A 26,218-nucleotide genomic window follows, 5' to 3' on the forward strand; every position below is an offset into this window, starting at 1 on the left:
CCCCACCCGGCCACCCCGCCCCCACCCGATCCCCACGACACCCCGCCACCCCGGCTCCGCAGCTTGCCGCGGGACCGGCCGGGACCGGCCGGGACGCCGAAACGCCCGGCTGCCGGGGGCAGCCGGGCGTTTCAGGTGCGGTCTTACAGGTACTGACCCGTGTTGGTCGCGGTGTCGATCGAGCGACCCGGCTCGGTGCCCTGCTTGCCGGAGATGAGGGTACGGATGTAGACGATCCGCTCGCCCTTCTTTCCGGAGATCCTGGCCCAGTCGTCCGGGTTCGTGGTGTTCGGGAGGTCCTCGTTCTCCTTGAACTCGTCCACGCACGCCTGCAGCAGGTGCTGTACCCGCAGGCCCTTCTGGTTCTCGTCGAGGAAAGCCTTGATCGCCATCTTCTTCGCCCGGTCGACGATGTTCTGGATCATCGCGCCCGAGTTGAAGTCCTTGAAGTACAGGACCTCCTTGTCGCCGTTGGCGTAGGTGACCTCGAGGAACCGGTTCTCCTCGGCCTCGGTGTACATCCGCTCGACGGTGCGCTGGATCATCCCGTCCACGCAGCCCTGCCGGTCGCCGCCGAACTCGTTGAGGTCGTCGGCGTGCAGCGGGAGCCCGGCGGTCAGGTACTTCGAGAAGATGTCCCGGGCAGCTTCCGCGTCCGGGCGCTCGATCTTGATCTTCACGTCCAGCCGGCCGGGCCGCAGGATCGCCGGGTCGATCATGTCCTCACGGTTCGAGGCACCGATCACGAGGACGTTCTCCAGGCCCTCGACACCGTCGATCTCGCTCAGCAACTGCGGGACGATGGTGTTCTCGACGTCGGAGGAGACACCGGAGCCGCGGGTGCGGAACAGCGAGTCCATCTCGTCGAAGAACACGATCACCGGCATCCCCTCGGACGCCTTCTCCCGGGCCCGCTGGAAGACCAGGCGGATGTGCCGCTCGGTCTCGCCGACGTACTTGTTCAGCAGCTCCGGACCCTTGATGTTCAGGAAGAACGACTTCTGCTCGGCGATCCCGGTGCGCTCGGCGACCTTCTTGGCCAGCGAGTTCGCGACCGCCTTCGCGATCAGCGTCTTGCCGCAGCCCGGCGGGCCGTAGAGCAGCACGCCCTTCGGCGGCTTGAGCTCGTGCTCGAGGAACAGGTCCTTGTGCAGGTACGGCAGCTCGACGGCGTCCCGGATCTGCTCGATCTGGCCGGACAGGCCACCGATCTGGGTGTAGTCGATGTCCGGGACCTCTTCGAGCACCAGCTCCTCGACCTCGGACTTCGGGATCTTCTCGTAGACGTAGCCGGAGCGGGGCTCCAGCAGCAGCGAGTCGCCCGACCGCAACGCAGCGTCGAGCAGCGGCGACGCGAGCCGCACCACGCGCTCCTCGTCGGCCTGCGCGATCACCAGCGCCCGCTCGCCGTCGGCGAGCAGTTCCTTCAGCATCACCACGTCGCCGACGACCTCGAAGTCGCAGGCCTCGACGACGTTGAGTGCCTCGTTCAGCATCAGTTCCTGGCCGAGCTTGAGCGCGTCCAGGTCCACCGACGGGCTCGCCGCGACCCGAAGTTTCCGGCCGCCGGTGAACACGTCGAGCGTGTCGTCTTCGTTCCGTCCGAGGAAGGTGCCGAATCCGGACGGCGGTTGCGCCAGCCGGTCGACCTCCTCCTTCAGGGCGATGATCTTCTCTCGCGCCTCCCGCAGCGTGTCCGCCAGCCGCTCGTTCTGAGCGGTGACACTCGCCAAGGAGGCCTGGGTTTCGGACAGTCTGCTCTCGAGCGACCGGCTGTCAGCCGGGTGCTCGAGCAGCCGACGTCGCAACGCCGCGACCTCGGCTTCCAGGTACCGGACCTGGTTACGCAGTTCTGCCGCGGTAGGACTCTCGTCTCCAGCCACGATCATCACCTCACCATGTGGGGCTCGACCCTATGGACCTTACCCAGAAAACCTCGCCGGGCAAGCTGAATCCCATCACGTGTCGGTTGCGGATGAGTCCGTTGCCTACGGCATGTCGTCAGAAGTTTCGGACGACGGCTCGGCGCGGCGCGGGCCGGAGTAGTCGTCGCCGTACGCACCCGGTGCCGGACGGCGCTTCTTGCGGGGTGCCTGCACCCCGTGCGCCATCCTCCGGGCGGTGACCAGGAAGGCTGTGTGTCCTTGCATCCGGTGGCCCGGACGGACGGCGAGACCCTCTACGTGCCAGTCTCGCACGAGCGACTCCCACGCGCGCGGCTCGGTGAACTCCCCGTGTGCCCTCAGCGTCTCCACAACGCGGCTCAGCTGCGTCGTGGTGGCGACGTAGGCACAGAACACCCCACCGGGCGAAAGGGCCTCAGCGACCACGTCGACGCACTCCCAGGGGGCGAGCATGTCAAGCACGACGCGGTCGACGTCCTGCTCGTTCAGCTTCTCGACCAGGTCGCCGACCTCGAGCCGCCAGGCCGGGTGCTCGCCGCCGAAGAAACCGGTCACGTTCTTGCGGGCGACCTCGGCGAAGTCCTCGCGGCGCTCGAACGAGATCACCTGGCCGTGGATCCCGACCGCGCGCAGCAGCGCGGTGGTCAGCGCGCCGGAACCGGCGCCGGCCTCGACCACCTTCGCGCCCGGGAAGATGTCGGCCATCGTGACGATCTGCGCGGTGTCCTTCGGGTAGATCACCGCGGCGCCGCGCGGCATCGAGACCGAGTAGTCGGCCATCAGCGGCCGCAGCGCCAGGTACTCGACGTTGCCCTTGGACCGGATCGTGACCGCGTCCGGGCCGTCGATCAGGTCGTCGTGCGCGATCCCGCCCTTGGTGGTGTGGAAGATCTTCCCGCGCTCCAGCTTGACCGAGTGCCGGCGGCCCTTGGAGTCCTGCAGGGTGATCCACTCGCCCTCCTGCAGCGGTCCGTGGTGGACGCCGGAGAACGCCTGGTCGGGAAAGTCACGCAAGTCAGCCATAAGGCGCTCACCTTAACTTTCGGTCACCCCGACCGAGTAATCAGCGTGTAGTCAGCCGCGTGATCAGCGGCCGCGGAAGGCGCGTTCCACGTCCGACGTCGCGAGGACGCCGTACACGCCGCCGTCGGCGTCGAGCACCAGGTACTCCGACGCAGGGTGCTCACGCAGTGTGGCGAGGATCTCCTCGCCGGTGTCGTTGACGCCGATGATGTGGCCCGCGGCGATCCGGCTGGAGACCTCGGAGACCGTGGTCCACGGGCGCTGGTTCGGGGCCACCGCGGCGACCGCGGTCTCCGACACCAGCGCGTGCGGCTTGCCGTCGCCGTCGATCACCACGACCGCTCCGGCGTGCGCCTCGGACGCCATCCGGACCGCCTCCGACACCGGCGTGCCGGAGTGGACGGCGATGGCGCGCCGGGCCATCGTGCGGACCTGGAGCGCGGGCAGCTTGCGCCGCAGCCGGGCCTGCATCAGCGAGGCGGTCGATCCGGACCAGAGGAAGAACCCGACGAGCAGCGCGATGACGAAGTCGATCATCGACGGTTGCCGGCCCCAGATCTCCTCCAGCAGGACCGGGAGCACGAGCACGCCCATCGCGAGCAGCCGGCCCGCCCAGGCGGCCGCGATGGTGCCGGTGTGCATGTTGCCGGTGAGCTTCCACACGATCGCCCGCAGCACCCAGCCGCCGTCCAGCGGCAGGCCGGGCAGCAGGTTCGTGACGCCGACGATCAGGTTCGCGATGCCGAGCTCCCACAGCGCGACGTACCCGACGCCCTCGTCGACGGCGCGGGAGCCGAGGTAGGCCAGCCCGCCGACGATCAGGGACGCGATCGGCCCGACGACCGAGACGGCGAACTCCTCCAGCGGCGACTTCCGCTCGCCCTCGATGTGCGTACCGGCCGCGAAGAAGCCGAGGTTGATCTCGGACACCGGGATGCCGAACTTCATCGCCATCAGCGCGTGCGCCAACTCGTGGATCAGGATCGAAACCGTGAACGCGACGACGAACGCGAACGCGGCCACGTACCGCCAGCCGCCGAGCTCCGGGAACTGCTGGCCGATGATCGCGGCGAAGCCGATCGCGAGCAGCATCGCCACCGGCAGCCAGGTGAAGCGCATGGTCAGCCGGATGCCGCGGACACGACCCAGTACCCACGTTCCGGGCGGTGGCGGACCGGCCGGCTGGGCGGGGTTCTGGGATTCGCGCGAGTCTGGCATCACCCCAACGCTACTTGGCCGGTGTCAACGCTGCGCTACACACCCACCGTCAGCGTGGCGACGTACCCGCCGGTGACGTCTCCGGTGACGGTCGCGAGCTGGTGTACGCCGTCGTCGTCGCCGAACACGTTGTCGTTCTCCAGCGAGGTCCGGCTGAGGTTCTCCGCGCTGCCGTCGTACCCGTCGGTGGCGTAGACCGTGCTGCAGACGTCCTTCGGGAGGGCGAGCTGTGAGGTGCGGGTGATCTGGCCGGCCTTGGTCGCCTCGTCGGCGCTCGCGTAGACCTCGAAGTGGATGTGCGGCCAGCGGCCCATGTACGCGGCCGGGAAGATCGTCGTGAACGTGACCTTGCCCGACCCGTCGGCCGACTGGACGCCGCGGAGGTAGTTCTCCTCGGTCACGCCGTCGGAGTACAACGAGTACCGTCCCTGGGCGTCGCAGTGCCACAGGTAGACGGCCGCACCTTCGAGAGCCGTGTCCTGGCCGGCGTCGACGACGGTGAGTTCGACGGACAGCGGTACGCCGGTGGCCACGCCGGACGCGGAGCCGAACGACTTGGTGATGTCGCTGCGCACGATGCCGGACTGGGTGAGGACGTTCGGGCCGTTGGAGCCGTCGCCCGGGTACGGTCCGCCGGTCTCCTGCGGGATCTCGTCGACGTCGGTGGCGGCGCTCGTCGTCGTACCGGAGGTGGCGGACGACGAGGCGGACGGTGAGGCACTCGTCGATGCGCTGGTCGATGTGCCGGTCTGTGTGCCGGTCTGTGTGCCGGCCGTCTGTTCGTCGGCCGAGCAGCCGGCGACGGCGGCGAGGCCGGCCGCGGTGAACAGGCCGAGGAAACGGCGGCGGTGCAGGGTCGCGAGGTCGTACTCGAGACCGCGGTCGTGGTTCGGAGGCGGCTGCGTCGGTGGCGTCATGTTTCGAGCATGGCAACGCCCGCCGCAGGCCGGCCGTGAGTTCGCTGGGAGTTCGCTGGGAGGCGGTTTTCCACAGGCACGGAGTGGGATGCGGGCGAACTGTCCGTGGTTGTGCCTAGGGTTTGAGGCATGAGCGTTGCAGCTGCTGCCGATCCGCATGAGCACCCGCGGGGCGCCTTGTCGCCCTCTCGAGCCGCGGACTTCATGAGCTGCCCGCTGAAGTACCGGTTCCGGGTCGTCGACCGGCTGCCGGAGAAGCCGTCGTCGGCCGCGGTCCGCGGGACGGTCGTGCACGCGGTGCTGGAGCGGCTGTTCGACCTGCCGCGCGGCGAGCGGACGCTGGAGCAGGCGGCGCAGATGCTTGAGCCACAGTGGCAGCGCCTGCTGGAGGCCGAGCCGGAGGTCGCGGAGCTGTTCGCCGAGGATGCGAGCGGCGAGGAGCTGGCCACCTGGCTGGCCGAGGCGCACGACCTCCTCGGGAAGTACTTCACACTCGAGGATCCGAATGCGCTGGAGCCCGCCGAGCGCGAGCTGTATGTCGAGACCGCGCTGGACTCCGGGCTGGTGCTGCGGGGGTATGTGGACCGCCTCGACGTGGCTCCGACCGGGGAGATCCGAGTGGTCGACTACAAGACTGGTCGCTCGCCGTCGGAGTTCTTCGAGGCGAAGGCGCTGTTCCAGATGAAGTTCTACGCGCTGGTGCTGTGGAAGCTGCGCGGTGTGGTGCCGGCGATGCTGCAACTGGTCTACCTGGGCAACGGCGAGATCGTCCGCTACGTCCCGGACGAGGCCGATCTGCGGGCCTGCGAGCGCAAGGTCTCCGCGCTGTGGGTCGCCATCACCCGTGCCCTCGACTCCGGCGACTGGCGCCCCAGCCCCGGCCCGCTGTGCGACTGGTGCGACCACAAGCCGCTGTGTCCGGCGTGGGGCGGCACACCGCCGCCGCTGCCGACCCGCTCCGTCGAAGAGGTCGCGGCCGAGTCGGCAGGCATAGACCTGATCACAGTCGACGGCTAGGCCCTACCTGCACCCGGGCGGAGGAACCCTGGGTGGATACGGTTCGTGGCATGAGCGTGGGTGATGTGGCGGTGCGGGCGGCGGACGTCTGGAAGCGGTACGGCGGTGGGCTGACGCAGGTGGACGCACTGGCCGGGGTGAGCGCGGACTTCGGGAAGGGCCGGTTCACCGCGATCATGGGACCGTCCGGCTCCGGCAAGTCGACCCTGCTGCACTGTCTGGCCGGCCTCGACAAGCCCACCGACGGGAAGGTGTTCCTCGGTGACGTCGACCTGACCACGCTGCCGGAGAAGCAGCTCACCCATCTGCGCCGCGACCGGATCGGGTTCGTGTTCCAGGCGTTCAACCTGGTCCCGACGCTGTCCGCGCTGGAGAACATCACGCTCCCCCTCGATCTCGCCGGTCGCAGACCCGACCAGGAATGGCTGACCACGGTCGTCGACACGGTCGGTCTGATGGACCGCCTCCGGCACAAGCCGTCGGAGCTGTCCGGGGGGCAGCAGCAGCGGGTCGCCTGCGCCCGCGCGCTCGTCTCGCGGCCGGACGTGGTGTTCGCCGACGAGCCGACCGGCAACCTCGACTCGCGGGCGTCCGGTGACGTCCTCGGGTTCCTGCACCGCTCCGTGCGGGACTTCCAGCAGACCGTCGTGATGGTCACCCACGACCCGACCGCGGCGTCGTACGCCGATCGCGTGCTGTTCCTGGCCGACGGCCGGCTGCGGTCCGAGCTGGTGGACCCGACCGCGGAGTCGGTGCTCGACACCATGAAGGAACTCGACCTCGAGCAGGAACACCGGGACAGGGCCGGCAGCGCCGCGGGCGAGCTGGCCGGCTGATGTTCAAGCTCGGCCTCCGCTCGGTCCTCGCGCACCGGCTCCGCTTCGTGTTGTGCACGCTCGCCGTCACGCTCGGCGTCGCGTTCGCGGGCGGCGCGATGGTGTTCACCGACACCCTCTCGACCGCGCTGAAGAAGAACTTCCAGGTCAGTACGGCGGATATCACCGTCACGCCCACGTCGCCGATCGAGACCGGCACGGACCGCCCCGCGACCTTCCAGTCCGACGTCGTCGACCGCGTCCGTACCGTTCCCGGAGTCCAGGACGCGGCCCCGCAGCTGATGATCAGCAACGTCCAGATCCTCGGCCCGGACGGCAAGCTGCTGCAGAACTACGGCCTGTCGTCCTTCGGCGCGAACTGGCCGCGGGACCCGCAGAACGCGCCGTTCAAGCCACTCACCGGCGTACCGCCGTCCGGCAGCGGCCAGCTCGCACTCGACGAGTCCACCGCGGACCGCGCGGGCTATTCGCTCGGCGACCAGGTCCGGATCGTCACGCCGACCCGGGCCGTCACCGCGACGCTCACCGCGACCACCACGCCGGCCCAGGCCGGCGCGGCGGCCGGTGCCCCGCTGGTCAGCTTCGACGGCGCGACGGCCCAGCTCCTGCTGCTCGGGAGGCCGGGCTGGACGTCGGTCACCGTCTCGGTCCAGCCCGGGGCCGACCCCGGCTCGGTCAGCCAGGCGATCGCCAAGGCCGTCGGCGACTCGGTGCAGGTCCGGACGGCGAAGCAGGTCACCGCCGACGGCGAGCACGACCTCGACAACACCTTCGGCGGGTTCGGCACCGTCCTGCTGCTGTTCGCCTTCCTCGCGCTGTTCGTCGGCACGTTCCTGATCGTCAACACGTTCGCGATGGTGGTCGCGCAGCGCTCCCGGGAGCTCGCGATGCTGCGCGCGATCGGCGCGTCCCGCGGCCAGATCACCGGCACGATCCTGGCCGAGAGCGCCGTCATCGGGTTCGTCGGCGCCACGCTCGGGCTGCTGATCGGGATCGGCGTGGCGGTCGGGATCCGGTTCTTCTACGAGCGGCTCGAGCTGCGGATCCCGACGGCGGCGCTGCAGGTCACCCCGACCACGATCATCGCCTGTTACGTGATCGGCATCGGCGTCACGATGGCGGCCGCTGCACCCGCCGCGCGCCGGGCGGGCAAGCTGCCGCCTGTCGCGGCGATGCGCGACGACATCCGGGTCCCGGAGCGCTCGCTGCTCGTCCGGGTCCTGATCGGCGCGTTCATGCTCCTGATGGCCGTCATGTTCTACGCCATCGGCGTGAACGCCGGCGGCGTCCCCGGAGCCGTCCTGATCACGCTCGGCACCGGCACCGCGGTGCTCGCGATCGTGATGCTCAGCCCGCTGGTCAGCCGGTACGTCGTCCGCGCGCTGATGTACCCGTTCGGCCGGAAGGCGCCGATCACGCTCGGGCGCCGCAACGCCGAGCGGAACCCGCGCCGTACGTCGGCGACCGCGGCGGCGCTGATGATCTCGGTGTCGCTGATCTCCGGCCTGCTGGTGATCGGGGCCTCGGTGAAGGCCTCGATCGACCGGAGCATCGTCGAGGCGCTCGGCACCGCCGACATCCTGGTCAGCAACGACGGCGCGCCCAGCTTCAGCACCGAGGTCGGCGACCGGGCCGCGAAGGTCCCGGGGGTCAGCTCCGTACATCGTGTCCGCCAGCAGACGGGCGAGGTCGGCAAGGCGAGCGTCCGGATCAGCGGGATCAGCGACGGCACGCTGGCCGGGCCCGTCACCACGCACTTCGACGCCGGCTCAGCCGCGGCGCTCGATTCCGGCCAGGTGCTCCTCCCCCGCAACCTCGCCAAGACCCTCGCGCTCACGGTGGGCAAGACCTTCGCCCTGAAGACCACGAGCGGCACCCACACCCTGACCGTCGGCGGCATCCTGGCGCCGAACCGGCAACTGAACGCGGTCGTCGTGTCACTGTCCACGTACGAGACGCTCGGCGGCTCGCCGAGCGACAACCTCCTGTACGTCGGGGTTGCCGACGGCAATCAGGTGGCGCAGGTCCGGACCGCGATCCTCGACCAGCTGCGGACGGACTACCCGGCGCTCCAGGTCCGCGACCAGCAGGCGTACGCCGCGGTCGCGCGGGAGCCCGTGAACGGCGTCCTGGCCGCGGTCGGGTTCCTGCTCGCGATGGCGATCCTGATCGCGCTGCTCGGCATCGTGAACACGCTCGCGCTCGGCGTCGTCGAGCGGACCCGGGAGATCGGGCTGCTGCGCGCGATCGGGATGGACCGGCCGCAGCTCGGCCGGATGCTCCGGGTCGAGTCGATCGCGATCACGCTGTTCGGGGCGCTGCTCGGGCTGGCGATCGGCGTGACGTTCGCGGCCTCGGTGCAGGCGGCGATGGTCGACGACGGGCTCGCTGTCCGCGACATCCCGGTGCTGCAGCTCGTGATCGCGGCCGCGGTCGCGATGGTGTTCGGCGTACTCGCCGCTGTCTGGCCGTCACGCCGTGCTGCGCGCCTCGATGTCCTGCGGGCTATCGCGTCGGAATGACCGCAGGATGACACGTGGCGTGACGCCTGAGGTGGAGCCAGACCAGTGATTCACAGGTAGCCTGCCGGTGTGCCGGGGACCGTACAGTCGATCGAGCGGGCCGCGGCGGTGCTGCGACTGCTCGCCGCCGCGCCTGACGGGCTGGGCGTCGCCGATCTGGGCAACGCGCTCGGGCTCGCGAAGCCGACCGTGCACGGGATCCTCCGGACGCTGCACCAGGTCGGCTTCGTCGACCAGGACCACAGCGGCGCGCACTACCACCTGAGCGACGCCTTCGGGCGCCTCGGTGAGAGCTACCTGGACCCGAACGAGCTGCGCAGCCGCGCGATCAACTGGGCCGATTCGCTGGCGTCGCGCAGCGGTGAGGTGGTCCGGGTCGGCCGCCTCGTCGAGGGCAAGGTCGAGGTCGTGCACCACGTGTTCCGCCCCGACGACAGCGACCAGGACCTCGACGTCGGTACGACGCTGCCGCCGCACGCGACCGCGCTCGGGAAGGCGGTGCTGGCCTTCGACGCGAGCGGCGCGACACGGCCGCGCAAACTCGAGGCGTTCACCACCCGGACGATCACCGACCCGGCGCGGCTGGCCGAGGAGCTGGCGACGGTCCGGGCGCGTGGCTGGGCGACCGAGTTCGAGGAGCACACCGTCGAGCTGGCGAGTATCGCGGCGCCGATCCGGGGTCTCGGCGGGCTGGTCGTCGGCGCGGTCGGCCTGGCCGGCCGGGTAGAACGGATCTGCGACAGCCGGCTGCGGCACCGCGGCGACCTGATCAGCATGGTCCGCGCCACCGCCGATGCGATCGCCCGCGATCTCCGCGACGACACATGACCGGGGGCGGCCGGGTGAATGAGGGGTGGGGGGATGGCTGAGCAGTACGTGGCGGCAGTGGACCAGGGGACGAACTCGAGCCGGTGCATCCTGTTCGATCGGCGCGGGCGGTTGGTGTCGGTGGCGCAGCGGGAGCATCGGCAGCTGTTCCCGCGGCCGGGCTGGGTCGAGCACGACGCCGAGGAGATCTGGCGGAACGTGACCCGCGTGGTGCCGGCGGCGATCCGGCAGATCGGCGCGGCGCCGTCCCAGGTCGTTGCCATCGGCATCACCAACCAGCGCGAGACCAGCCTGCTCTGGGACCGCCGGACCGGGCAACCGATCGGTCACGCCGTGGTCTGGCAGGACACCCGCACCGACCGGCTCGTCACCGAACTGGCGGGCGAGGAGGGCCCGGACCGGTTCGCGGACCTGTGCGGCCTGCCGTTGACGACGTACTTCTCCGCGCCGCGGATCCGGTGGATGCTCGACCACACGCCCGGGCTGCGGCAGCGGGCCGAGCGCGGCGAGATCCTGTTCGGCACCATGGAGACCTGGCTGATCTGGAACTTCACCGGCGGCCCGGACGGCAACGCCCAGCACGTCACCGACGTCACCAACGCCAGCCGCACGATGCTGATGAACATCGAGACCCTCGACTGGGACGACCAACTGCTCGAGGCGTTCGACGTACCGCGGGCGATCCTGCCCGAGATCCGTCCGTCGTCCGGGGTGCTCGCGACCGCGACCGAAGTCCTGCCCGGGGTCCGGATCGGCGCCGCGCTCGGCGACCAGCAGGCGGCGCTGTTCGGTCAGACCTGCTTCAGCGCCGGCGAGGCGAAATGCACGTACGGCACCGGGTCCTTCCTGCTGATGAACACCGGGCAGGAGATCGTCCGGTCCAAGCACGGGATGCTGACGACCGTGGCGTACCGGATCGGCGACCAGCCCGCGTCGTACGCGCTCGAGGGCTCGATGGCGGTCACCGGGTCGCTCGTGCAGTGGTTCCGCGACGGGCTCGGCATGATCCACACCGCGGCCGAGATCGAGACGCTGGCGCGCACGGTCGAGGACAACGGCGGCGCGTACATCGTGCCAGCGTTCTCCGGGCTGTTCGCACCGCACTGGCGCAGCGAGGCGCGCGGGGTGATCGCCGGACTGACCGGCTACATCACCAAGGGGCATCTGGCCCGGGCGGTCCTCGAGGCGACCGGGTTCCAGACCCTCGAGGTGGTCGACGCGATGAACGCGGACTCCGGGATCGCGCTGACCGCGTTGAAGGTCGACGGCGGGATGACGGCCAACAACCTGCTGATGCAGTTCCTGGCCGACCTGCTCGACGTCCGCGTGGTCCGGCCGATGGTGACCGAGACGGTGTCGCTGGGAGCGGCGTACGCCGCCGGGCTCGCGGTCGGCTACTGGCCCGATCTGGAGGGGCTGCGCAGCAACTGGCACCGCGCCGGCCAGTGGGTGCCGCACATGGATCCGGCCCGCCGCGCGACGGAGTACGCGAACTGGCAGGCCGCTGTCCAACGCACCTTCAACTGGATCCGCACCGAGGACCACGAGCTGTAGCAACCCCTTCGTGCACGGCCGAAGAGCGTCAGCCGGCCCTCTCCGGCAGCCGGCCGCGGAACAGCTGGATGCTGACAGCAACGACCCAGATCCAGAAGATCGAGTACGGCACCGAGACGAAGCAGGCCAGCGCCTGGCTCGTACCGACCAGGACCAGGCCGGCCAGGCCGCTCGCTGCGCCGGTCACGGACATCGTCCGCCAGGGACCGCGCAGCTGTGCCGTCTCCCCCATGTGTCGTCCCTCCCGCTCCGAGTAAGGCACGGGAGGGACGACGGCGTCCAGACGTCAGGCGGGCGAGACGATGTCCGGGGCCTCGAGGCGGACCTTGTCGGCGGACTCGTCGTCGGGCTGGTCCTGCGAGTCACGCTCGGACTGGACACGCTTGAGGTAGAACGACACCTCGCGGTCGATCGTCGCCTCGTCCCAGCCGAGGATCGGCGCGACCAGCCGGGCGGCGGCCTCGGCGGCGCCGACCCCGCGGTCCCAGGCCTCGATCGAGATCCGGGTCCGCCGGGCCAGGATGTCGTCGAGATGACGCGCCCCCTCGGCCTTGGCGCCGTACACGATCTCGGCCTTCAGGTAGTCCTGGGTGCCCGGCAGTTGCTCGCCGAGCGACGGATCCTCGGCGACCAGTTCGAGCACCTCTTCGATCAGGGCGCCGTACCGGTTCAGCAGGTGCTCGATCCGGGCCACGTGCAACCCGGACCGGTGCGCGATCAGCTGCCGCTGGTTCCACAGCGCCTGGTAGCCGTCGGCGCCGACCAGCGGGATGTTCTTCGTGACACTGCGCGGCACCCGCCCGTCGAGCGCGTCCGCGGCCGCGTCGATCGCGTCCTTGGCCATCACCCGGTACGTCGTGTATTTGCCGCCGGCAACCACCACGAGGCCCGGCGCCGCGTGCGCGACGACGTGCTCGCGGGACAGCTTCGACGTACTCTCCGACTCGCCCGCGAGCAGCGGCCGCAGACCGGCGTACACGCCCTCCACGTCCTCGCGGGTCAGCGGCGTGGTGAGCACCGCGTTCACGTGGTCCAGCAGGTACTCGATGTCCTTGCTGGTCGCGGCCGGGTGCGCCTTGTCCAGGTGCCAGTCGGTGTCCGTGGTGCCGATCAGCCAGTGCCGGCCCCACGGGATGATGAAGAGCACGGACTTCTCGGTGCGCAGGATCATCCCGGTGCTGGACTGGATCCGGTCCTTCGGTACGACGAGGTGGATGCCCTTCGACGCGCGGACGTGGTACTGCCCGCGCTCGCCCACCATCGCCTGCGTGTCGTCGGTCCAGACGCCGGTCGCGTTCACGACCTGCTTCGCCCGGACCTCGAACTCACGACCGCTCTCCAGGTCCTTCGCCTGGACGCCGGTCACCCGCTCGCCCTGCCGCAGGAAACCGGTCACCTTCACCCGGTTCGCGACCAGCGCGCCGTACGACGCCGCGGTCCGGGCGAGCTCCATCGTGTGCCGCGCATCGTCGACCTGCGCGTCGTAGTACTGCAACGCGCCGACCAGCGCGGACTTCTTCAGCGACGGGACGAGTCGCATCGCGCCGCGCCGGGTCAGGTGCCGGTGGATGGGCAGCCCGGCGCCGAGACCGGAGCTGACCGCCATCCCGTCGTACAGCGCGACGCCGGCGCCGGCGTAGAACCGCTCCCACCAGCGGTGCTGCAGCGGGTACAGGAACGGAACCGGCTTCACCAGGTGCGGCGCCAGGCGCTGCAGGAGCAGACCGCGCTCCTGCAGCGCCTCGTGCACGAGCCGGAAGTCGAGCATCTCCAGGTAGCGCAGGCCGCCGTGGATCAGCTTGCTGGACCTGCTGGAGGTGCCGCTCGCGAAGTCGCGGGCCTCCAGCAGTCCGGTGGTCAGGCCGCGGGTGGCGGCGTCGAGCGCCGAGCCGGTGCCGACCACCCCGCCACCGATCACCAGGACGTCCAGTTCCCGTCCGTCGGCCAGCGCGTCGATCGCGTCGGCCCTTGCTTGCGGTGACAGAGCCACTACAGCCACTGTGTTCGTCCTTCCGATTTCGTTGGTCGTGCTCAATCAGTCGACGTCGACCCAGTCAAGGGTGCGCTGGACGGCCTTCTGCCAGCCGGCGTACCCCTGAGTGCGCTGTTCGTCGTTCCACTGCGGCTCCCACCGCTTGGCCTCGTTCCAGTTCTGCACCAGCTCGTCCTTGGACTTCCAGAAGCCCACGGCGAGCCCGGCCGCGTACGCCGCGCCGAGCGCGGTGGTCTCCGCAACGACCGGCTTGCTCACCGGTACGCCGAGGATGTCGGCCTGCATCTGCATGCAGAGCTCGTTCGCCGTGACACCGCCGTCCACCTTCAGCACGTCGAGCTTCACGCCGGAGTCCTTCTCCATCGCGTCCGCGACGTCCTTGCTCTGGTAGCAGATCGCTTCCAGTGTTGCGCGCGCCAGATGTGCGTTGGTGTTGAAGCGGGACAGGCCGACGATCGCGCCGCGGGCGTCCGAGCGCCAGTACGGCGCGAACAGGCCGGAGAACGCCGGGACGAAGTACACCCCGCCGTTGTCCTCGACCTGACGGGCCAGCGTCTCGGTCTCGCTCGCACCGGAGATGATGCCGAGCTGGTCACGCAGCCACTGCACCGCCGAGCCGGTGACCGCGATCGAGCCCTCGAGCGCGTACACCGGGGCTTCGTCGCCGAACTTGTAGCACATCGTGCTGAGCAGGCCCGCCTTCGAGCGGACCAGCTCGGTGCCGGTGTTCAGCAGCATGAAGTTGCCGGTGCCGTAGGTGTTCTTCGCCTCGCCCGGGTTGAAGCAGACCTGGCCGACGGTCGCGGCCTGCTGGTCACCGAGGTCGCCGGTGAGCGGTACGACGCCGCCGAGCGGACCGTTGGCGAGCGTCTCGCCGTACTTGTTCGGGTCCGACGACGGACGGATCTCCGGCAGCATCTGCCGCGGGATGTTGAAGAAGCTGATCAGCTCGTCGTCCCAGTCGAGGGTCTCGAGGTTCATCAGCATCGTGCGGCTGGCGTTCGTGACGTCGGTGATGTGCACGCCGCCGTCCGTCCCGCCGGTCAGGTTCCACAGCAGCCAGGTGTCGGTGTTGCCGAACACCGCGTCCCCGGCCTCGGCCGCCTCCCGGACCCCGTCGACGTTCTCCAGGATCCACTGCACCTTGCCGGCCGAGAAGTACGTCGCCGGCGGCAGACCGGCCTTCTGGCGGATCACGTCGCCCTTGCCCTCGCGCTCGAGGGCGGACGCGATCCGGTCGGTCCGGGTGTCCTGCCAGACGATCGCGTTGTAGTACGGCCGGCCGGTCTTCCGGTTCCACACCACCGCGGTCTCGCGCTGGTTGGTGATGCCGAGCGCGGCCAGGTCGCTCGACTGCAGGCCTTGTGCGTTCATCGCGGTCCGGATCACCGAGCTGGTGCGCTCCCAGATCTCCACCGGGTTGTGCTCGACCCAGCCCGCCTGCGGCAGGATCTGCTCGTGCTCCAACTGGTGGATGCCCACCTCGTTGCCCGAATGGTCGAAGATCATGAAACGGGTGCTCGTGGTGCCCTGGTCGACGGCGCCGACGAAGTCAGCCATGGAAAGTCCTCTCCTCACAGTGCGCTGTAGTGCGTTGCATCATGCCGCCGTCTCCCCCTCGGGCGTCGGAACCCGGCCCGGCTCCTCGTCCACGTCGCTGACCGGCAGATACCGGCCGACCAGCAGGTCGTACAGCAGACCGCCGATGAGCGCACCGATGATCGGTCCCACGATCGGGACCCAGAAATAGGGATCCCCGAACTGGTCCTTGAAGGCTCCTCCGTAACCGGTCAGGTAGGAGGCCAGCCGCGGGCCGAAGTCACGCGCGGGGTTGATCGCGTAGCCGGCCAGGGTGCCCCAGGCCATCCCGATGCCGACGACCAGCAGGCCGATGATGAACGGGCCGAGGTTCGCCGCCGGCGCGGTGTTGCGCAGGTCGACGATGGCCAGGATGACCAGCATCAGGATCGCGGTGCCGATGATCTGGTCCAGGAAGCCGCTCCACATGCCGGCCCCGAGCTCGGTGTTGCCGTTGCCCGGGAGGGTGGAGAACACACCCTGGCTCTTGATCGTCAGTCCGGGGTCGAAGTGGTGCAGCACCTTCGAGTAGTTCCAGCGGACCACCAGCGCCGCCGCGAACGCGCCCAGGAACTGTGCCCCGATGTACGGCAGCACCTTCCGCCAGGCGAACCCGCGGAAGACCGCCAGGGCGATCGTCACCGCGGGATTGATGTGGCCACCGCTGAGCCGGGCGGAAACGTAGACGCCCATGATCACGCCGATACCCCAGGCCCACGCGATGGAGTCGTGATTCCCGATGCCGCCCGCCACCACTTGGGCGACCACCCCGACACCGAACAGGATCAGGATGAACGTTCCGGCGAATTCCGCCGAACACTCCCCCAGAAGGGTTCTTTGTTTGACCGCTTCGGTCGTAGCCATGCTTGGCCTCCCTTCAAGCCGTGACGACCACGGCTGGCTGGAATGTAAGATCCAACCCCCCTCGGTACAACGCCCGCCGTTCGACATTGTCGAACGATGCCCACCGACCGCCTAGCTACGACACTCAGTAAGCGCCTGATTGCTCACAGACAGCGGTAGAGACCACCCGGCCCGGCTTCGGGTCCAGCGGTTCCGGCATGAGTCGACCGTACGACGCTAGGTTGTTCTTCCGCGTCCGATCCGCCTCCGGGAGCTCCGTCTATGGCTCTGTCGCCGTACACCTTTCGAGGTGCGCTGTCCGTGCTCGACATCGACGACCGGAACCGATCGGCGCTCGAGCGGTTCTTCGGTACGGCGGTGTTCGCCGGCGCCGCCACCGCGACGCTTGCGGGCGGACCGGTCGCCGGGCTCACCGCCGCCGCCTGGCTGTCGCTGATCGACCCGAAGAACGAAGCCGTGAGTCTGCTGGACGCCCTCGTCAGCAAGGTGTCCAAGAGGCTGCGCGGCACGAAGGACAAGACCCAGCTCGAGCTCGTCGTGGCCGCCCACACCATCACCGCCGTCGCCTCGTTCTTCGACGCGCTGCCGCACATCATCGGCCCGAACTACCGCGATCTCGGCCTCACCGACAGCGAGCGGCGCCGACTCCTCGCCGTCCCGGGAAGCGACCACGACGAGCTGTTCGATGTCGTCGTACCCCTGTCGTCGCCGGAGCTCGGCCTCGAGGCGAACCTCGAACACAACCTCAAGCCGTACTACGAGGCCCTCGGACGCCGGTGCCTCGACTTCTTCACCGGACTGGAGGCGTGGAACCGGCTCGAACCCGTGCCGGTGGCCGGGCTCCTCGACGCGATCGTCGAACGGGCCGCATTCCTGTACCGCAGCCGGATGCTGGAGCTCAGCGCGTCCGCGCCGTTCGGTCTGTGGGTGACACTGAACGAGTTCGCGGGCACGCGCGAGCTGATCCGGGCGCAGACCGCGGCGCTGGGTGAGCTCACGACGATGCTCTCGATGGTGATGCCCGGTACCCCCGCGCCCCGGAACGGCTACCGCGAGAAGCTGGCGCTCGCGGCCCGGGAAGTGCTCGACGAGCCGCTGCTGCGGTCCCGTACCCAGTCGATCGCTTCACCCACGGTCCGGGACGGGTTCGTCGAACCGTCCTTCCATTACGCCGTCGCCGACGATCGGTCGCGGCCGTCCGACGAGGGCTGGTGGGCGGAGCAGCCGGAGCACTCGTCGCTGGTCGAGTACCTCGCAAGCTACCTGGCCGGCCCGGACGGCGCGCGCCGCCCGCTTCTCCTGCTCGGCCATCCGGGCGCCGGCAAGTCGTTGCTGACCGAGGTGCTCGCCGCCCAGCTGCCCGAAGACGCGTTCGCGGTCGTCCGGGTACCACTGCGCTCGGTCAATCCGGACGACGATCTGACGCTTCAGGTCACCAAGGAACTGCAGCGCGCCCTTCAACGACCGAATGCCGATCTGGACGAGCTGCGCCAGGAGTGCGGCGCCTGCGGGTCCTGCCCCGATCCGGGCAGCTGTCCGCACCGCTGCCACCTCGTCGTCCTCCTGGACGGCTTCGACGAGCTCGTGCAGGCGACCGGCGTGACGCAATCGGCGTACCTGTCGAAGGTCGAGGAGTTCCAGAAGCGGGCCCGAACCCTGGGTACGCCGACGTCGGTGATCGTCACGTCCCGAACCGTCGTCGCCGACCGCGCCGAGATCGCGACCGACACGCCGATGATCAAGCTCCGCGAGTTCGACCGGCCGCGGATCGAGCGCTGGCTCAGCGCCTGGAACGCCGCCCACGCCGGGATCGCGTCGTTCGTCCCGCTCGAGATCGACGAGATGACGGCCTCGGACGAGATCGCCGAGCTGACCGGCCAGCCGTTGCTGTTGCTGATGCTCGCGGTCTACCTGGCCGAGCTCGGCACGAACCAGCTGGGCGGCGCCGATCTGACGCAGAGCGAGCTGTACCAGCGGATCCTGGACCGCTTCATCACCCGCCAGATCACCGAGAAGACCGCGCCCGGCGCCTCGGAGGCCGAGCAGAAGTTGCTGCAGCGTCAGCGACGCCGGCAACTCCAGTACGCCGCGATCGGCATGTTCAACCGCGGCCGCCAGCACATCACCGACACCGAACTGAACGCCGACCTCGCCGCACTCGACCCACCCGCCGCCACCTCGGCCGCCATCCAGCCCCTGAGCGCCGCCGACCGGGTCCTCGGCGAGTTCATGTTCGTCCACAACCCCCGGGCCGACCGCGAACAACGCAGCGCCTACGAGTTCCTCCACGCGACGTTCGGCGAGTTCCTGGTCGCGGAACTCGTCCTCGAACTGCTCGTCCAACTCATGCGTCACCGCGAACTGGAAGCCACCGAGCTGGCTCCGCAACCGAGCGGCCTCAACGACGAACTCCTGCGCCGGCTCCTCGGCCACCAGCCGCTCAGCAGCCGCGGCCCCGTCCGGCTCTTCATCGCCGAACTGGCGGAGCGACTCCCCGACCATCACCTCGAGTCGCTCCAGGCCACCATCAGCGAGTTGCTACGCCGCGAACTGAACCGCGCTGACACGGGCGACCAGCTTTACCACCCCACCCAGTACGACCCGGTACGCCGCCGCGCCTGCTACACCGCCAATCTCACTCTTCTCCGTGTCCTGATCGACGACAACTCGGTTCCGGTACAGGAGCTCGTCGGGCCCGACGCGGCCGAGCGCTGGCGCCCCCTGGTGCATCTGTGGCATGCCGGTATCGACCCCGCGGGCTGGTTCAGCGTCATGACCGCACTCGGCGTGGAGACCGTGGCGGAACCATCGCCCTGGTGGGAGCTGCGGCTCTGCTCCAGGATCGACTCGACGACGGACGTCATGATCAACGAAGCTGAACTGATGGGCGACCTGACGCTCAAGGCGAGATTGATGGTCGGTGCTCTTGCGGCCCAGGTGGTTGACGATCCGTGGGATCCGTGGCGAGAGCAAGATCTTGCGGCGATCGAGCAGATAGCGATCATTCACTTCGCGAGCTCGGGCACACCGGGTTTCGATCATCCACTCCCCTACGACCTCACGTGGTACCGGCGCCTGCTGATGGTCCTCTCCGCACGACCCGCCGTGAACAGCAAGGTCAAGCGAGCAATCCTTGTCCTACTCTCCAGGGCAGCTGGTCAGCTGTCTGCCGAAGACGTCACCGGCCTACTCACCCACGCGTTCCCGACGCCGGAGGCCGCCGGCTACGAGGTCGAGCTCGCGGCGACCGTGATCTGCCACCCGAGTGTGCTCGATGCGATACCCGGCCTTCGGGACCACATTTGCGCAGTTCCGGCCGAGGTCGCGCCGGCGGTCGTCGCCATGCTGTGGTGCGCCGAGAAGGACGCCGCTGGGGCCGTCCGCGAGCAGCTGCGGGACATGCGGCTCGACGTCGACCGCCGACTGGCGCAGACACCGGTCGCCTGCGCACACACCTATTTCGCTCCGCAGTTCGTCACCTACCTGCGCGTCGAGCAGCCAAGCCACTGGACGGCCCAGCGCGGCGCTCTGAGCGTCTTCCACGGCCTCGAGGGGGAGATTCTCGCCAGCATCGCCGCCGAGGACATGCGTCACCTGGTGGAGACCTGGCCCGAGCACTCCGATGTCCTCTTGAAGCTCTATCTGGAGAGCCGGGCCGTTGCATTGGAACCCGGTGACATTCTGGTTGAGGTGCTGCGAAAGGTCGCTCGCAGCTGAGCGACCGCTGAGAGAGCCGGCGGCGGGCGTGCCAACCATTCGCCGGGGTCGGGCGTCTGCGGGATGGGTCTGCTCGGTTGGAGGGTCGGATGAGTGTGTCGTTGCTCGGCGGATGGTTTCCAGTGGTGCTGGAGGTGGTGGCCGGCGTCATGGTGCTGGCTGCGGTCGGGTGGCGGGATTCGCAGTGGCGGCGGGTGGTGCCGTTGGTGGCCGTAGGGGCGCTGTTGGTGACGTTGGTGGCGGCCTATCCGGGGGCGAAACTGGTGGGGCTGACGGATCCGTTGCCGTTCGTCGTGTGGTTGTGGTTCGGGGTCGCGGTCGGGGCCTTGATCGTGCTGGGGGCCGGGTGGCGGTCGGCGCGGTGGTGGCGGCGGGGGGCCGCGGTGCTGGCGGCGGTGCTGGCGGGGGTGGTGTGTGCGAACGGGATCAACCAGTTCGTGGGCTACTACCCGACGATCGACTCCGCGGTGAACGACTGGACGAACACGCCGCTGCCGGGTGAGGTGTCGATGTCCGGGATCGCGCGCGACGCCGGTACGACGAAGATGCCGCCGGCGGGGCGGCTGGTCGCGGTGGACATCCCGGCGACGTACAGCCATTTCAAGCACCGCCAGGAGCTCGTCTACCTGCCGCCGATCTGGTTCCGCGGCGCGCACCGGCCCGCGCTGCCGGTCGTCGAGCTGATCGGGGGCGAGCGGGGCGGCCCGGGTGACTGGGTCCGGCTCGGCAACGCCGTCCAGGTGTCCGACGCGTACGCGCACCGGCACCACGGGTACGCACCGATCCTGGTGTTCGCCGACGCGACCGAGCGGTTCGACAACGACACCGAATGCGTGAACGGTCCGCGCGGGAACTCCGCCGACCACCTGGACCAGGACATCCCGCGGTACGTCGAGAAGACGTTCGGCGCGTCCCGGGATCCGCGGCAATGGGCGGTCGCCGGGTTCTCGATGGGCGGCACCTGTGCCATCGACCTGGTCGTCGAGCACCCGGACGTCTTCGACCACTTCGTCGACATCTCCGGCGACCTCGCGCCGTACACGAGCACGCCGGCCGCCAGCCTGCACGACCTGTACGGCGGCAACGTGGCGCTCGAGAAGGCCAACGAGCCGCTGCTCGTGATGCGGGCCCATGGCAAGTACACGAACGTCGACGGCCTGTTCCTGACCAGCACCCAGGAGCTGCGCCACCAGCACGAGGCCGAGGAGCTGTCCAGGGCCGCGGCCAAGGCCGGCATCTGGTCGCGGGTCGAGATCTCCCCCGGCACCCACGTCTGGCAGTTCGCCGCGCCGGCCTTCGCGTCGGCCTACCCGTGGCTGGTCAACCAGCTCGCCCTCCCCCAGCACGAAGGGAGCCACCCGAGGCCGGCGTGATCGAGAATCTGCGACGGCTCGCCGCCGGCCTGCTGGTGGTCGCGCTCCTCAGCGTGATCTCCGGCGCGGACACGGTCGGCGAGATGCGAACCGGCGGCGACGTCCGGGTGGTTGCCCTCGGCGACTCGGTCACGTCCGGCTCCAACTGCGACTGCACGCCGTTCCCCCAGCTGTACGGCGACCTGCTCGAGGACCGCTCCGGCGCGGCAGTGACCGTCGACAACCTCGGCGTCGGCGGCCTCGACTCCAGCGGGCTGCTGCAGCAACTGGGCCAGCGCGGTGTCGCGCAGGCCGTCGGCGCGGCGAACGTCGTTCTCCTCACGATCGGCGCGAACGACTTCGGCGACCACCACGACGACGTCACCAGCGGACAGTGCACGGCCGACTGCGTCGCGGACGAGTTCGAGCAGCTGACCGCCAACCTCGGCCGGATCCTGAGCCGCGTGCGCGCGCTCCGGGCCGGCCGACCGACCACCGTTCTGATGACCGGCTATTGGAACGTCTTCAAGGACGGCGAGGTGGCCGAACGGCAGTACACCCCGGGCGGCCGGATCGCCAGCGACCAGCTCACCGTTCGTACGAACGCCGCGATCGCCGCCGCGGCCCGCGCCGGCGACGCGACGTACGCCGACATCTACACCCCCTTCGAGGACAACCCCGACGTCACCGCGCTGCTCGCCTCCGACGGCGATCATCCGGACGCGGCCGGTCATGCGCTGATCGCGCGGGTTCTGCTGGCCGCAACGCCCAACCCTTTGCCCGCGTCCCCACGTCAGGGAGGTTAGAGACCGAGGGGGAACCAGAATGGCCGACGCGTTCGCCGAGTTCGCGACCAGCAGGCATGGCGCGCTGTTCCGGTATGCGTACCTGCTCACCGGCGACCGCGGCCTGGCCGAGGACCTCGTCCAGGAAGCGCTGGTCAAGACGTACGTCGGCTGGCACCGCCTGCGCGACCCGAGCAACGCCGAGGCCTACACCCGGCGCGCGATCACCACCACCGCGATCGGCTGGTGGCGCCGGAAATCCTGGCGCGCGGAGCGGCCGAACGACGACGTACCCGATCGCGCCGCGGCCGGGGACGACGCGACCGCGCGGATCTGGTTGTGGCGGGAGCTGCAGAAGCTCCCGCCGCGGCAACGGGCCGCGCTGGTCCTGCGGTACTACGAGGACCTCACGGAACCACAGACCGCCGAGATCCTCGGCTGCAGCGTCGGGACCGTGAAGAGCCAGGTCTCCGACGCGCTCAAGAAACTCCGGACCCGCCTGGGCTCCGACGTCGTGCTGAAGGCAGGGATGACGGAATGAACGACCTCCTCAGGGACACCCTCCACGAACGGGCCGACGGGGCCGAGCCGCCCCCGCTCGACCTGGACGGCATCATGGCGGCCGGCAAGCACCGGGCCGGCCGGCGGCGGGCACTCGGCGTCCTCGGCGGTGCGGTCGCCACCGCCGCCATCGCGGCCGGCACCGCGACCGTGATCCGTCCCCGCGACACCCAGCCCCAACCGGCCAAGCCCGCGCCGTTCACACAGCGCCGGGCGACGTACGCGCTCGGCGACACCATCCACTACGGCGACGAGACCATCTCGGTGGCACCGCACAAGGTCACCGCGTTCGTCCAGACCGACGCCGGCTTCGTGTTCCTGAACGCCGACAACGCGATCCACGTCGTCGACCGATCCGGCGTCCGCGCCCTGGGCAAGAGCGCTTGGCGACTCACGGCCGATGTCCGCGGCTCCCTGGTCGGGTGGGTCGAGACCTTCAGCGATCACGGCGAGTCGGTGGTGTACGACGTCGCCGCACGCCGCGAACTCGTCCGCACACCGATCGGCAACAAGATCCCGCAGTACGCCAGCGTCGCGGTCGGCCCGCAGATCGTGGCGCTCGACGGGAACCTCGCGTACTTCGGCACGCTGGACGGTCTGTACCGCTGGGACGTGACCACGGACAACGGTGAGCGGATCGCCAAGGTGGGCCCGACCGCGGTCCGCACCGTAGCTGCCGGGCGCTTCGTGTACCAGCAGCCGCTCGACCGGTTCGGCGGCACCAGCCTGGCGATCGCGAAGACCGTCTCTCCGGACGAGCCGGCCAGGTTCACCGGCGAGCTGGCCTTCCTCTCCCCCGAAGGCAAACATCTCGTCACGGAACCGGAGGACGCCAAGCCGGGCATCCAGCCGCTCTGGGCCGATCTGCTGATGTACGACGTGCCGACCGGCGAACTCAAGCGTGCGCCGCATACGTACGTCAGCACCTACTTCGGTCAATGGCTCGACGACAAGACGTTCACCGCCGTGGGAGAACGGACGACCTCGCGGGTGGCGGACCTGCTGCTCGTCGACGCCGCGACCGGCACGGTGGAGGTCGCCGTACCGAGCTTCTCGGAGGTCGCGTTCCGTACGAGGGCGCCGCGGACGGCGCCGTTCGCACTGCCGACCGGCCGGCCGCTCATCGACCGGGGCTGACCAGGAGGATTCCGGCTAGCCTGTCCGACGTGGAACAGTCGTTTGCCGCGACCCTGCGTGCAGTGCGAGTCGCCCGTGGACTGACGCAGGAAGGGCTGGCGGAGCGTGCCGGGCTCAGTGCTCAGGCGATCGGACTGCTGGAGCGCGGAGTACGGCGCTTCCCGCAGCTCACGACCCTCGACAAGCTCGATCGCGCGCTCGGCCTGAGCCACACCGAACGCCGTCTCTTCCGGCGGCTCGCGGCCCGCGGCGCGGTGAGCGCACCGGCCGCGGGCAGCGATCCGTCCTGGATCGTCGCCCGGCAGGCGCAGCGGGCAGCGCACCAGCGGTTCGTCGGCCGGCGCCGCGAGCTCGACCTACTGGTCGAGCTTCTGACCACGTCACCGGACCGCATCGCACCGAACATCGTGACGATCCGCGGCATGGCGGGTGTGGGCAAGACGGCGCTCGCGACCGAGGCGGCGCAGGCCAGCGCCGACCACTTTCCGGACGGAACGCTGTTCGTCAACCTGCGCGGGTTCGGTCAGCCGATGAGCCAGTTGCAGACGGCCGGTCAGCTCCTCAGGGCGACCGGAGTACCGCCTGAGGTGGTGCCCGGCGACCGGGCGGAAGCTGTCGCAGCACTCCGCTCGCGCTTGATGAACCGTCGGGTCCTCCTGGTCCTGGACAACGCTCGGGACGTCCAGCAGGTGACTGACCTGATTCCTGCGTCCGCGGGGGCGGCGGTGCTGATCACCAGCCGCGACACGCTCTCCACGATGCCTGCCGCGGTGCACCTCCAGGTCGATCCGCTCGCTGCGAGCGAGTCGGCCGCTCTGCTCACCTCCATCGCCGCGGACGGCCGCCTGACCGATGCGGCCGACCGAATCGCCGAGCTGTGTGGTCATCTCCCCTTGGCACTCAGCATCGTCGCCGCCTGGTCACTCACGCACCCGGCGGCCGCACCTGCCGAGCTCGTGGACCGGCTCGCCGACGAGTCACACCGCCTCGACCTGCTGCACGGCGACGACCGTGGCGTTCGAGCCGGGTTCTCCTCGTCGGTCGAGCAGCTCCGCCGGATCGATCCACCGGCGGCCGAGGCCTTGCCGATCCTCGGCCTGAGCGACGCCCAGGACTTCACCGCGCGGACCGCCGCCCCGCTCCTCGCCGCCACCCCGGTCGAGACGAACCGCATCCTCGAACGGCTGACCGACCTTCACCTCGTCGAATCCTGGACCCCTGGCCGCTACCAGTTCCACGATCTCGTCCGCGCCTACGCCCGCGAGCTGGCCACTCGGCTCCCACCCGCGACGCAGGAGGCATCCCTCGACCGCCTCCTCACCTTCTACCTGTCCGTGGCATGGCATGCGGTCGTCCTGAACGGCCCGACCGCCCTGCGGACGGCGTGGCCTCATCAGCCGCCCCCGCCCTCCTGTGCCGACTTCGCGACGCATGACGCGGTGTTGAGCTGGATCGACCGCGAACTGCCCAACTACATCGGCTTGATCGAACAGTTCGGCGCCGGTGGCGGGCGCGACGAGCGCGTCGCAGGCCTGGTGATCGGCCTCTACGAGTACTTCGTCAAGCGCGGAAATCTCGTCGACTGGCTCCCGTCGATCGATCGTGTCGTCACCGGCGACATCACCGAGTGGACCCGCGCACAGCTGCACGCCGACGCCGCGATCGCGCTGGCGGAGCTCGCTCGGTACGACGAGTCGGCGGACCGGTTCCGCCTCGCGCAGCGAGGCTTCGAGGCCGCCGGGAGCCTGCGCGGCATGTCCCTCGCGGCCAACAACAGCGCGCGCCTGCTCATCAGGATGCATCGGCACCGGGACGCCCTCCCGCTGGTGGAATCCGCTCTCGCGGTCAACCGGGAGCTCGGTGACATCCGAGGGCTCGCGGCCGCCTACGGGACGCGCTGCGAGGTTCTCCTCGAACTGGGCGATCCGGTCGCCGCGGAGGCGGACGCCAGGGCTGCGTTGCAGCAGTGGGAGGTCCTCGGTGACGCGGACGGGGTTGCCAACGCCAGGATCGAGGCAGCCTGGGCACGGGTGAAGTCCGGCCACCCCGAACTCGCCGTCGACGACCTGCGTCTGTCACTCCTGGAGCTCGAAGGACTGGGGCACAGCAAGGGCGTCAGCGACGCGCACTGGGTGCTGGCACTCACCTTCAAGGAGCTGCGCGACCACGACCGCGCCATCCAGCATGTCGAGTCCGCACTGGAGATCGCCAAGGCAGTCGGCGACGAGCGTCGGGAAGCGCAGAGCCGGCTGACCCTGGGCGAGGTGCTCACCGAGATTCGCGAGTACGACGACGCACTCGCGAACCTCCGGTTCGCACTCGACTTCTACCGCGGGCACCACCCGGGCCATGCCGAACAGGCCCGGCGACTGCTCGAGAAGGCAGAAGCCGGCTCACGCGTCTGACCACGCA

At 69.6% G+C, this 26,218-nt stretch carries 19 protein-coding genes; 11 read left to right on the forward strand and 8 right to left on the reverse strand.

Annotation, left to right across the window (positions count from 1 at the left end):
- Nucleotides 1-143: 143 nt before the first annotated feature.
- From arc to ACWEOO_RS37105, 4 genes are all read right to left on the reverse strand, one after another.
- Nucleotides 144-1,889 (reverse strand): proteasome ATPase, encoded by a 1,746-nt coding sequence (arc, locus tag ACWEOO_RS37090; RefSeq protein WP_452147024.1) that lies wholly within the window; start codon nt 1,887-1,889, stop codon nt 144-146.
- A 99-nt stretch (nt 1,890-1,988) separates the two neighbouring features.
- Entirely contained in the window at nt 1,989-2,927 is a 939-nt protein-coding gene (locus ACWEOO_RS37095) for a tRNA (adenine-N1)-methyltransferase (RefSeq protein WP_359924962.1), read from the reverse strand.
- Nucleotides 2,928-2,990: 63 nt separating this feature from the next.
- Nucleotides 2,991-4,145 carry a site-2 protease family protein gene (locus ACWEOO_RS37100; RefSeq protein ID WP_452147025.1) on the reverse strand — a complete coding sequence of 385 codons (1,155 nt, stop codon included), beginning with the start codon at nt 4,143-4,145 and terminating at the stop codon, nt 2,991-2,993.
- Nucleotides 4,146-4,180: 35 nt separating this feature from the next.
- On the reverse strand, nt 4,181-5,062 hold the full coding sequence (locus ACWEOO_RS37105; protein ID WP_452147026.1) for an intradiol ring-cleavage dioxygenase: 882 nt from the start codon (nt 5,060-5,062) through the stop codon (nt 4,181-4,183).
- A 129-nt stretch (nt 5,063-5,191) separates the two neighbouring features.
- Between ACWEOO_RS37105 and ACWEOO_RS37110 the strand changes: the two genes are divergently transcribed.
- From ACWEOO_RS37110 to glpK (ACWEOO_RS37130), 5 genes are all read left to right on the forward strand, one after another.
- Nucleotides 5,192-6,079: a RecB family exonuclease gene (locus tag ACWEOO_RS37110; protein ID WP_359924953.1), complete on the forward strand. Its 888-nt coding sequence runs from the start codon at nt 5,192-5,194 to the stop codon at nt 6,077-6,079.
- Between the two features lie 50 nt (nt 6,080-6,129).
- Nucleotides 6,130-6,915, forward strand: coding sequence for an ABC transporter ATP-binding protein (locus ACWEOO_RS37115; RefSeq protein WP_452147027.1), 786 nt, complete (start codon nt 6,130-6,132; stop codon nt 6,913-6,915).
- A complete protein-coding gene (locus ACWEOO_RS37120) occupies nt 6,915-9,437 on the forward strand; it encodes an ABC transporter permease (RefSeq protein WP_452147028.1) in 2,523 nt (840 codons plus the stop codon). Before ACWEOO_RS37115 ends, ACWEOO_RS37120 begins: the two co-directional genes overlap by 1 nt.
- A 69-nt stretch (nt 9,438-9,506) precedes the next feature.
- A complete protein-coding gene (locus ACWEOO_RS37125) occupies nt 9,507-10,265 on the forward strand; it encodes an IclR family transcriptional regulator (protein ID WP_359924945.1) in 759 nt (252 codons plus the stop codon).
- Between the two features lie 33 nt (nt 10,266-10,298).
- Nucleotides 10,299-11,819 (forward strand): glycerol kinase GlpK, encoded by a 1,521-nt coding sequence (gene glpK, locus ACWEOO_RS37130; protein WP_452147029.1) that lies wholly within the window; start codon nt 10,299-10,301, stop codon nt 11,817-11,819.
- 28 nt (nt 11,820-11,847) lie between these two features.
- Here the strand turns inward: glpK (ACWEOO_RS37130) and ACWEOO_RS37135 are convergent, their stop codons facing one another.
- From ACWEOO_RS37135 to ACWEOO_RS37150, 4 genes are read right to left on the reverse strand one after another with little or no spacing between them, the layout of a single operon-like run.
- Entirely contained in the window at nt 11,848-12,051 is a 204-nt protein-coding gene (locus tag ACWEOO_RS37135) for a hypothetical protein (protein WP_452147030.1), read from the reverse strand.
- Nucleotides 12,052-12,105: 54 nt separating this feature from the next.
- Nucleotides 12,106-13,818 (reverse strand): glycerol-3-phosphate dehydrogenase/oxidase, encoded by a 1,713-nt coding sequence (locus ACWEOO_RS37140; protein ID WP_452147031.1) that lies wholly within the window; start codon nt 13,816-13,818, stop codon nt 12,106-12,108.
- A gap of 36 nt (nt 13,819-13,854) precedes the next feature.
- Entirely contained in the window at nt 13,855-15,372 is a 1,518-nt protein-coding gene (gene glpK / locus ACWEOO_RS37145; protein WP_452147032.1) for a glycerol kinase GlpK, read from the reverse strand.
- Between the two features lie 39 nt (nt 15,373-15,411).
- Nucleotides 15,412-16,254, reverse strand: coding sequence for an MIP/aquaporin family protein (locus tag ACWEOO_RS37150; RefSeq protein WP_363708140.1), 843 nt, complete (start codon nt 16,252-16,254; stop codon nt 15,412-15,414).
- Nucleotides 16,255-16,515: 261 nt separating this feature from the next.
- Between ACWEOO_RS37150 and ACWEOO_RS37155 the strand changes: the two genes are divergently transcribed.
- The 6 genes from ACWEOO_RS37155 to ACWEOO_RS37180 all read left to right on the forward strand — a co-directional run bounded on the left by ACWEOO_RS37155 (nt 16,516) and on the right by ACWEOO_RS37180 (nt 26,211).
- Nucleotides 16,516-19,971 (forward strand): NACHT domain-containing protein, encoded by a 3,456-nt coding sequence (locus ACWEOO_RS37155; protein WP_452147033.1) that lies wholly within the window; start codon nt 16,516-16,518, stop codon nt 19,969-19,971.
- A gap of 89 nt (nt 19,972-20,060) precedes the next feature.
- The gene (locus ACWEOO_RS37160) at nt 20,061-21,344 is read left to right on the forward strand and encodes an alpha/beta hydrolase-fold protein (protein ID WP_452147034.1); all 1,284 of its coding nucleotides are present in this window, start codon (nt 20,061-20,063) and stop codon (nt 21,342-21,344) included.
- A complete protein-coding gene (locus tag ACWEOO_RS37165) occupies nt 21,341-22,129 on the forward strand; it encodes an SGNH/GDSL hydrolase family protein (protein ID WP_452147035.1) in 789 nt (262 codons plus the stop codon). Before ACWEOO_RS37160 ends, ACWEOO_RS37165 begins: the two co-directional genes overlap by 4 nt.
- Before the next feature lie 19 nt (nt 22,130-22,148).
- A complete protein-coding gene (locus ACWEOO_RS37170) occupies nt 22,149-22,649 on the forward strand; it encodes a SigE family RNA polymerase sigma factor (protein WP_359924920.1) in 501 nt (166 codons plus the stop codon).
- Nucleotides 22,646-23,806, forward strand: coding sequence for a hypothetical protein (locus tag ACWEOO_RS37175; RefSeq protein WP_452147036.1), 1,161 nt, complete (start codon nt 22,646-22,648; stop codon nt 23,804-23,806). The genes ACWEOO_RS37170 and ACWEOO_RS37175 overlap by 4 nt, the downstream gene beginning before the upstream one ends.
- Nucleotides 23,807-23,835: 29 nt before the next feature.
- Entirely contained in the window at nt 23,836-26,211 is a 2,376-nt protein-coding gene (locus ACWEOO_RS37180; protein ID WP_452147037.1) for a tetratricopeptide repeat protein, read from the forward strand.
- Nucleotides 26,212-26,218 lie beyond the last annotated feature (7 nt).

The organism is Kribbella sp. NPDC004138 (genome assembly GCF_053603655.1).

Bases quoted from the DNA above. Each gene is read 5' to 3' on its own strand.
- ACWEOO_RS37095 (WP_359924962.1), bottom strand. From the start codon at position 2,927: ATGGCTGACTTGCGTGACTTTCCCGACCAGGCGTTCTCCGGCGTCCAC.
- ACWEOO_RS37115 (WP_452147027.1), top strand. From the start codon at position 6,130: ATGAGCGTGGGTGATGTGGCGGTGCGGGCGGCGGACGTCTGGAAGCGG.
- ACWEOO_RS37110 (WP_359924953.1), top strand. From the start codon at position 5,192: ATGAGCGTTGCAGCTGCTGCCGATCCGCATGAGCACCCGCGGGGCGCC.
- ACWEOO_RS37150 (WP_363708140.1), bottom strand. From the start codon at position 16,254: ATGGCTACGACCGAAGCGGTCAAACAAAGAACCCTTCTGGGGGAGTGT.
- ACWEOO_RS37175 (WP_452147036.1), top strand. From the start codon at position 22,646: ATGAACGACCTCCTCAGGGACACCCTCCACGAACGGGCCGACGGGGCC.
- ACWEOO_RS37135 (WP_452147030.1), bottom strand. From the start codon at position 12,051: ATGGGGGAGACGGCACAGCTGCGCGGTCCCTGGCGGACGATGTCCGTG.
- ACWEOO_RS37120 (WP_452147028.1), top strand. From the start codon at position 6,915: ATGTTCAAGCTCGGCCTCCGCTCGGTCCTCGCGCACCGGCTCCGCTTC.
- ACWEOO_RS37100 (WP_452147025.1), bottom strand. From the start codon at position 4,145: ATGCCAGACTCGCGCGAATCCCAGAACCCCGCCCAGCCGGCCGGTCCG.
- ACWEOO_RS37160 (WP_452147034.1), top strand. From the start codon at position 20,061: ATGAGTGTGTCGTTGCTCGGCGGATGGTTTCCAGTGGTGCTGGAGGTG.
- glpK (WP_452147032.1), bottom strand. From the start codon at position 15,372: ATGGCTGACTTCGTCGGCGCCGTCGACCAGGGCACCACGAGCACCCGT.
- ACWEOO_RS37155 (WP_452147033.1), top strand. From the start codon at position 16,516: ATGGCTCTGTCGCCGTACACCTTTCGAGGTGCGCTGTCCGTGCTCGAC.
- ACWEOO_RS37170 (WP_359924920.1), top strand. From the start codon at position 22,149: ATGGCCGACGCGTTCGCCGAGTTCGCGACCAGCAGGCATGGCGCGCTG.
- ACWEOO_RS37105 (WP_452147026.1), bottom strand. From the start codon at position 5,062: ATGACGCCACCGACGCAGCCGCCTCCGAACCACGACCGCGGTCTCGAG.
- glpK (WP_452147029.1), top strand. From the start codon at position 10,299: ATGGCTGAGCAGTACGTGGCGGCAGTGGACCAGGGGACGAACTCGAGC.
- arc (WP_452147024.1), bottom strand. From the start codon at position 1,889: ATGATCGTGGCTGGAGACGAGAGTCCTACCGCGGCAGAACTGCGTAAC.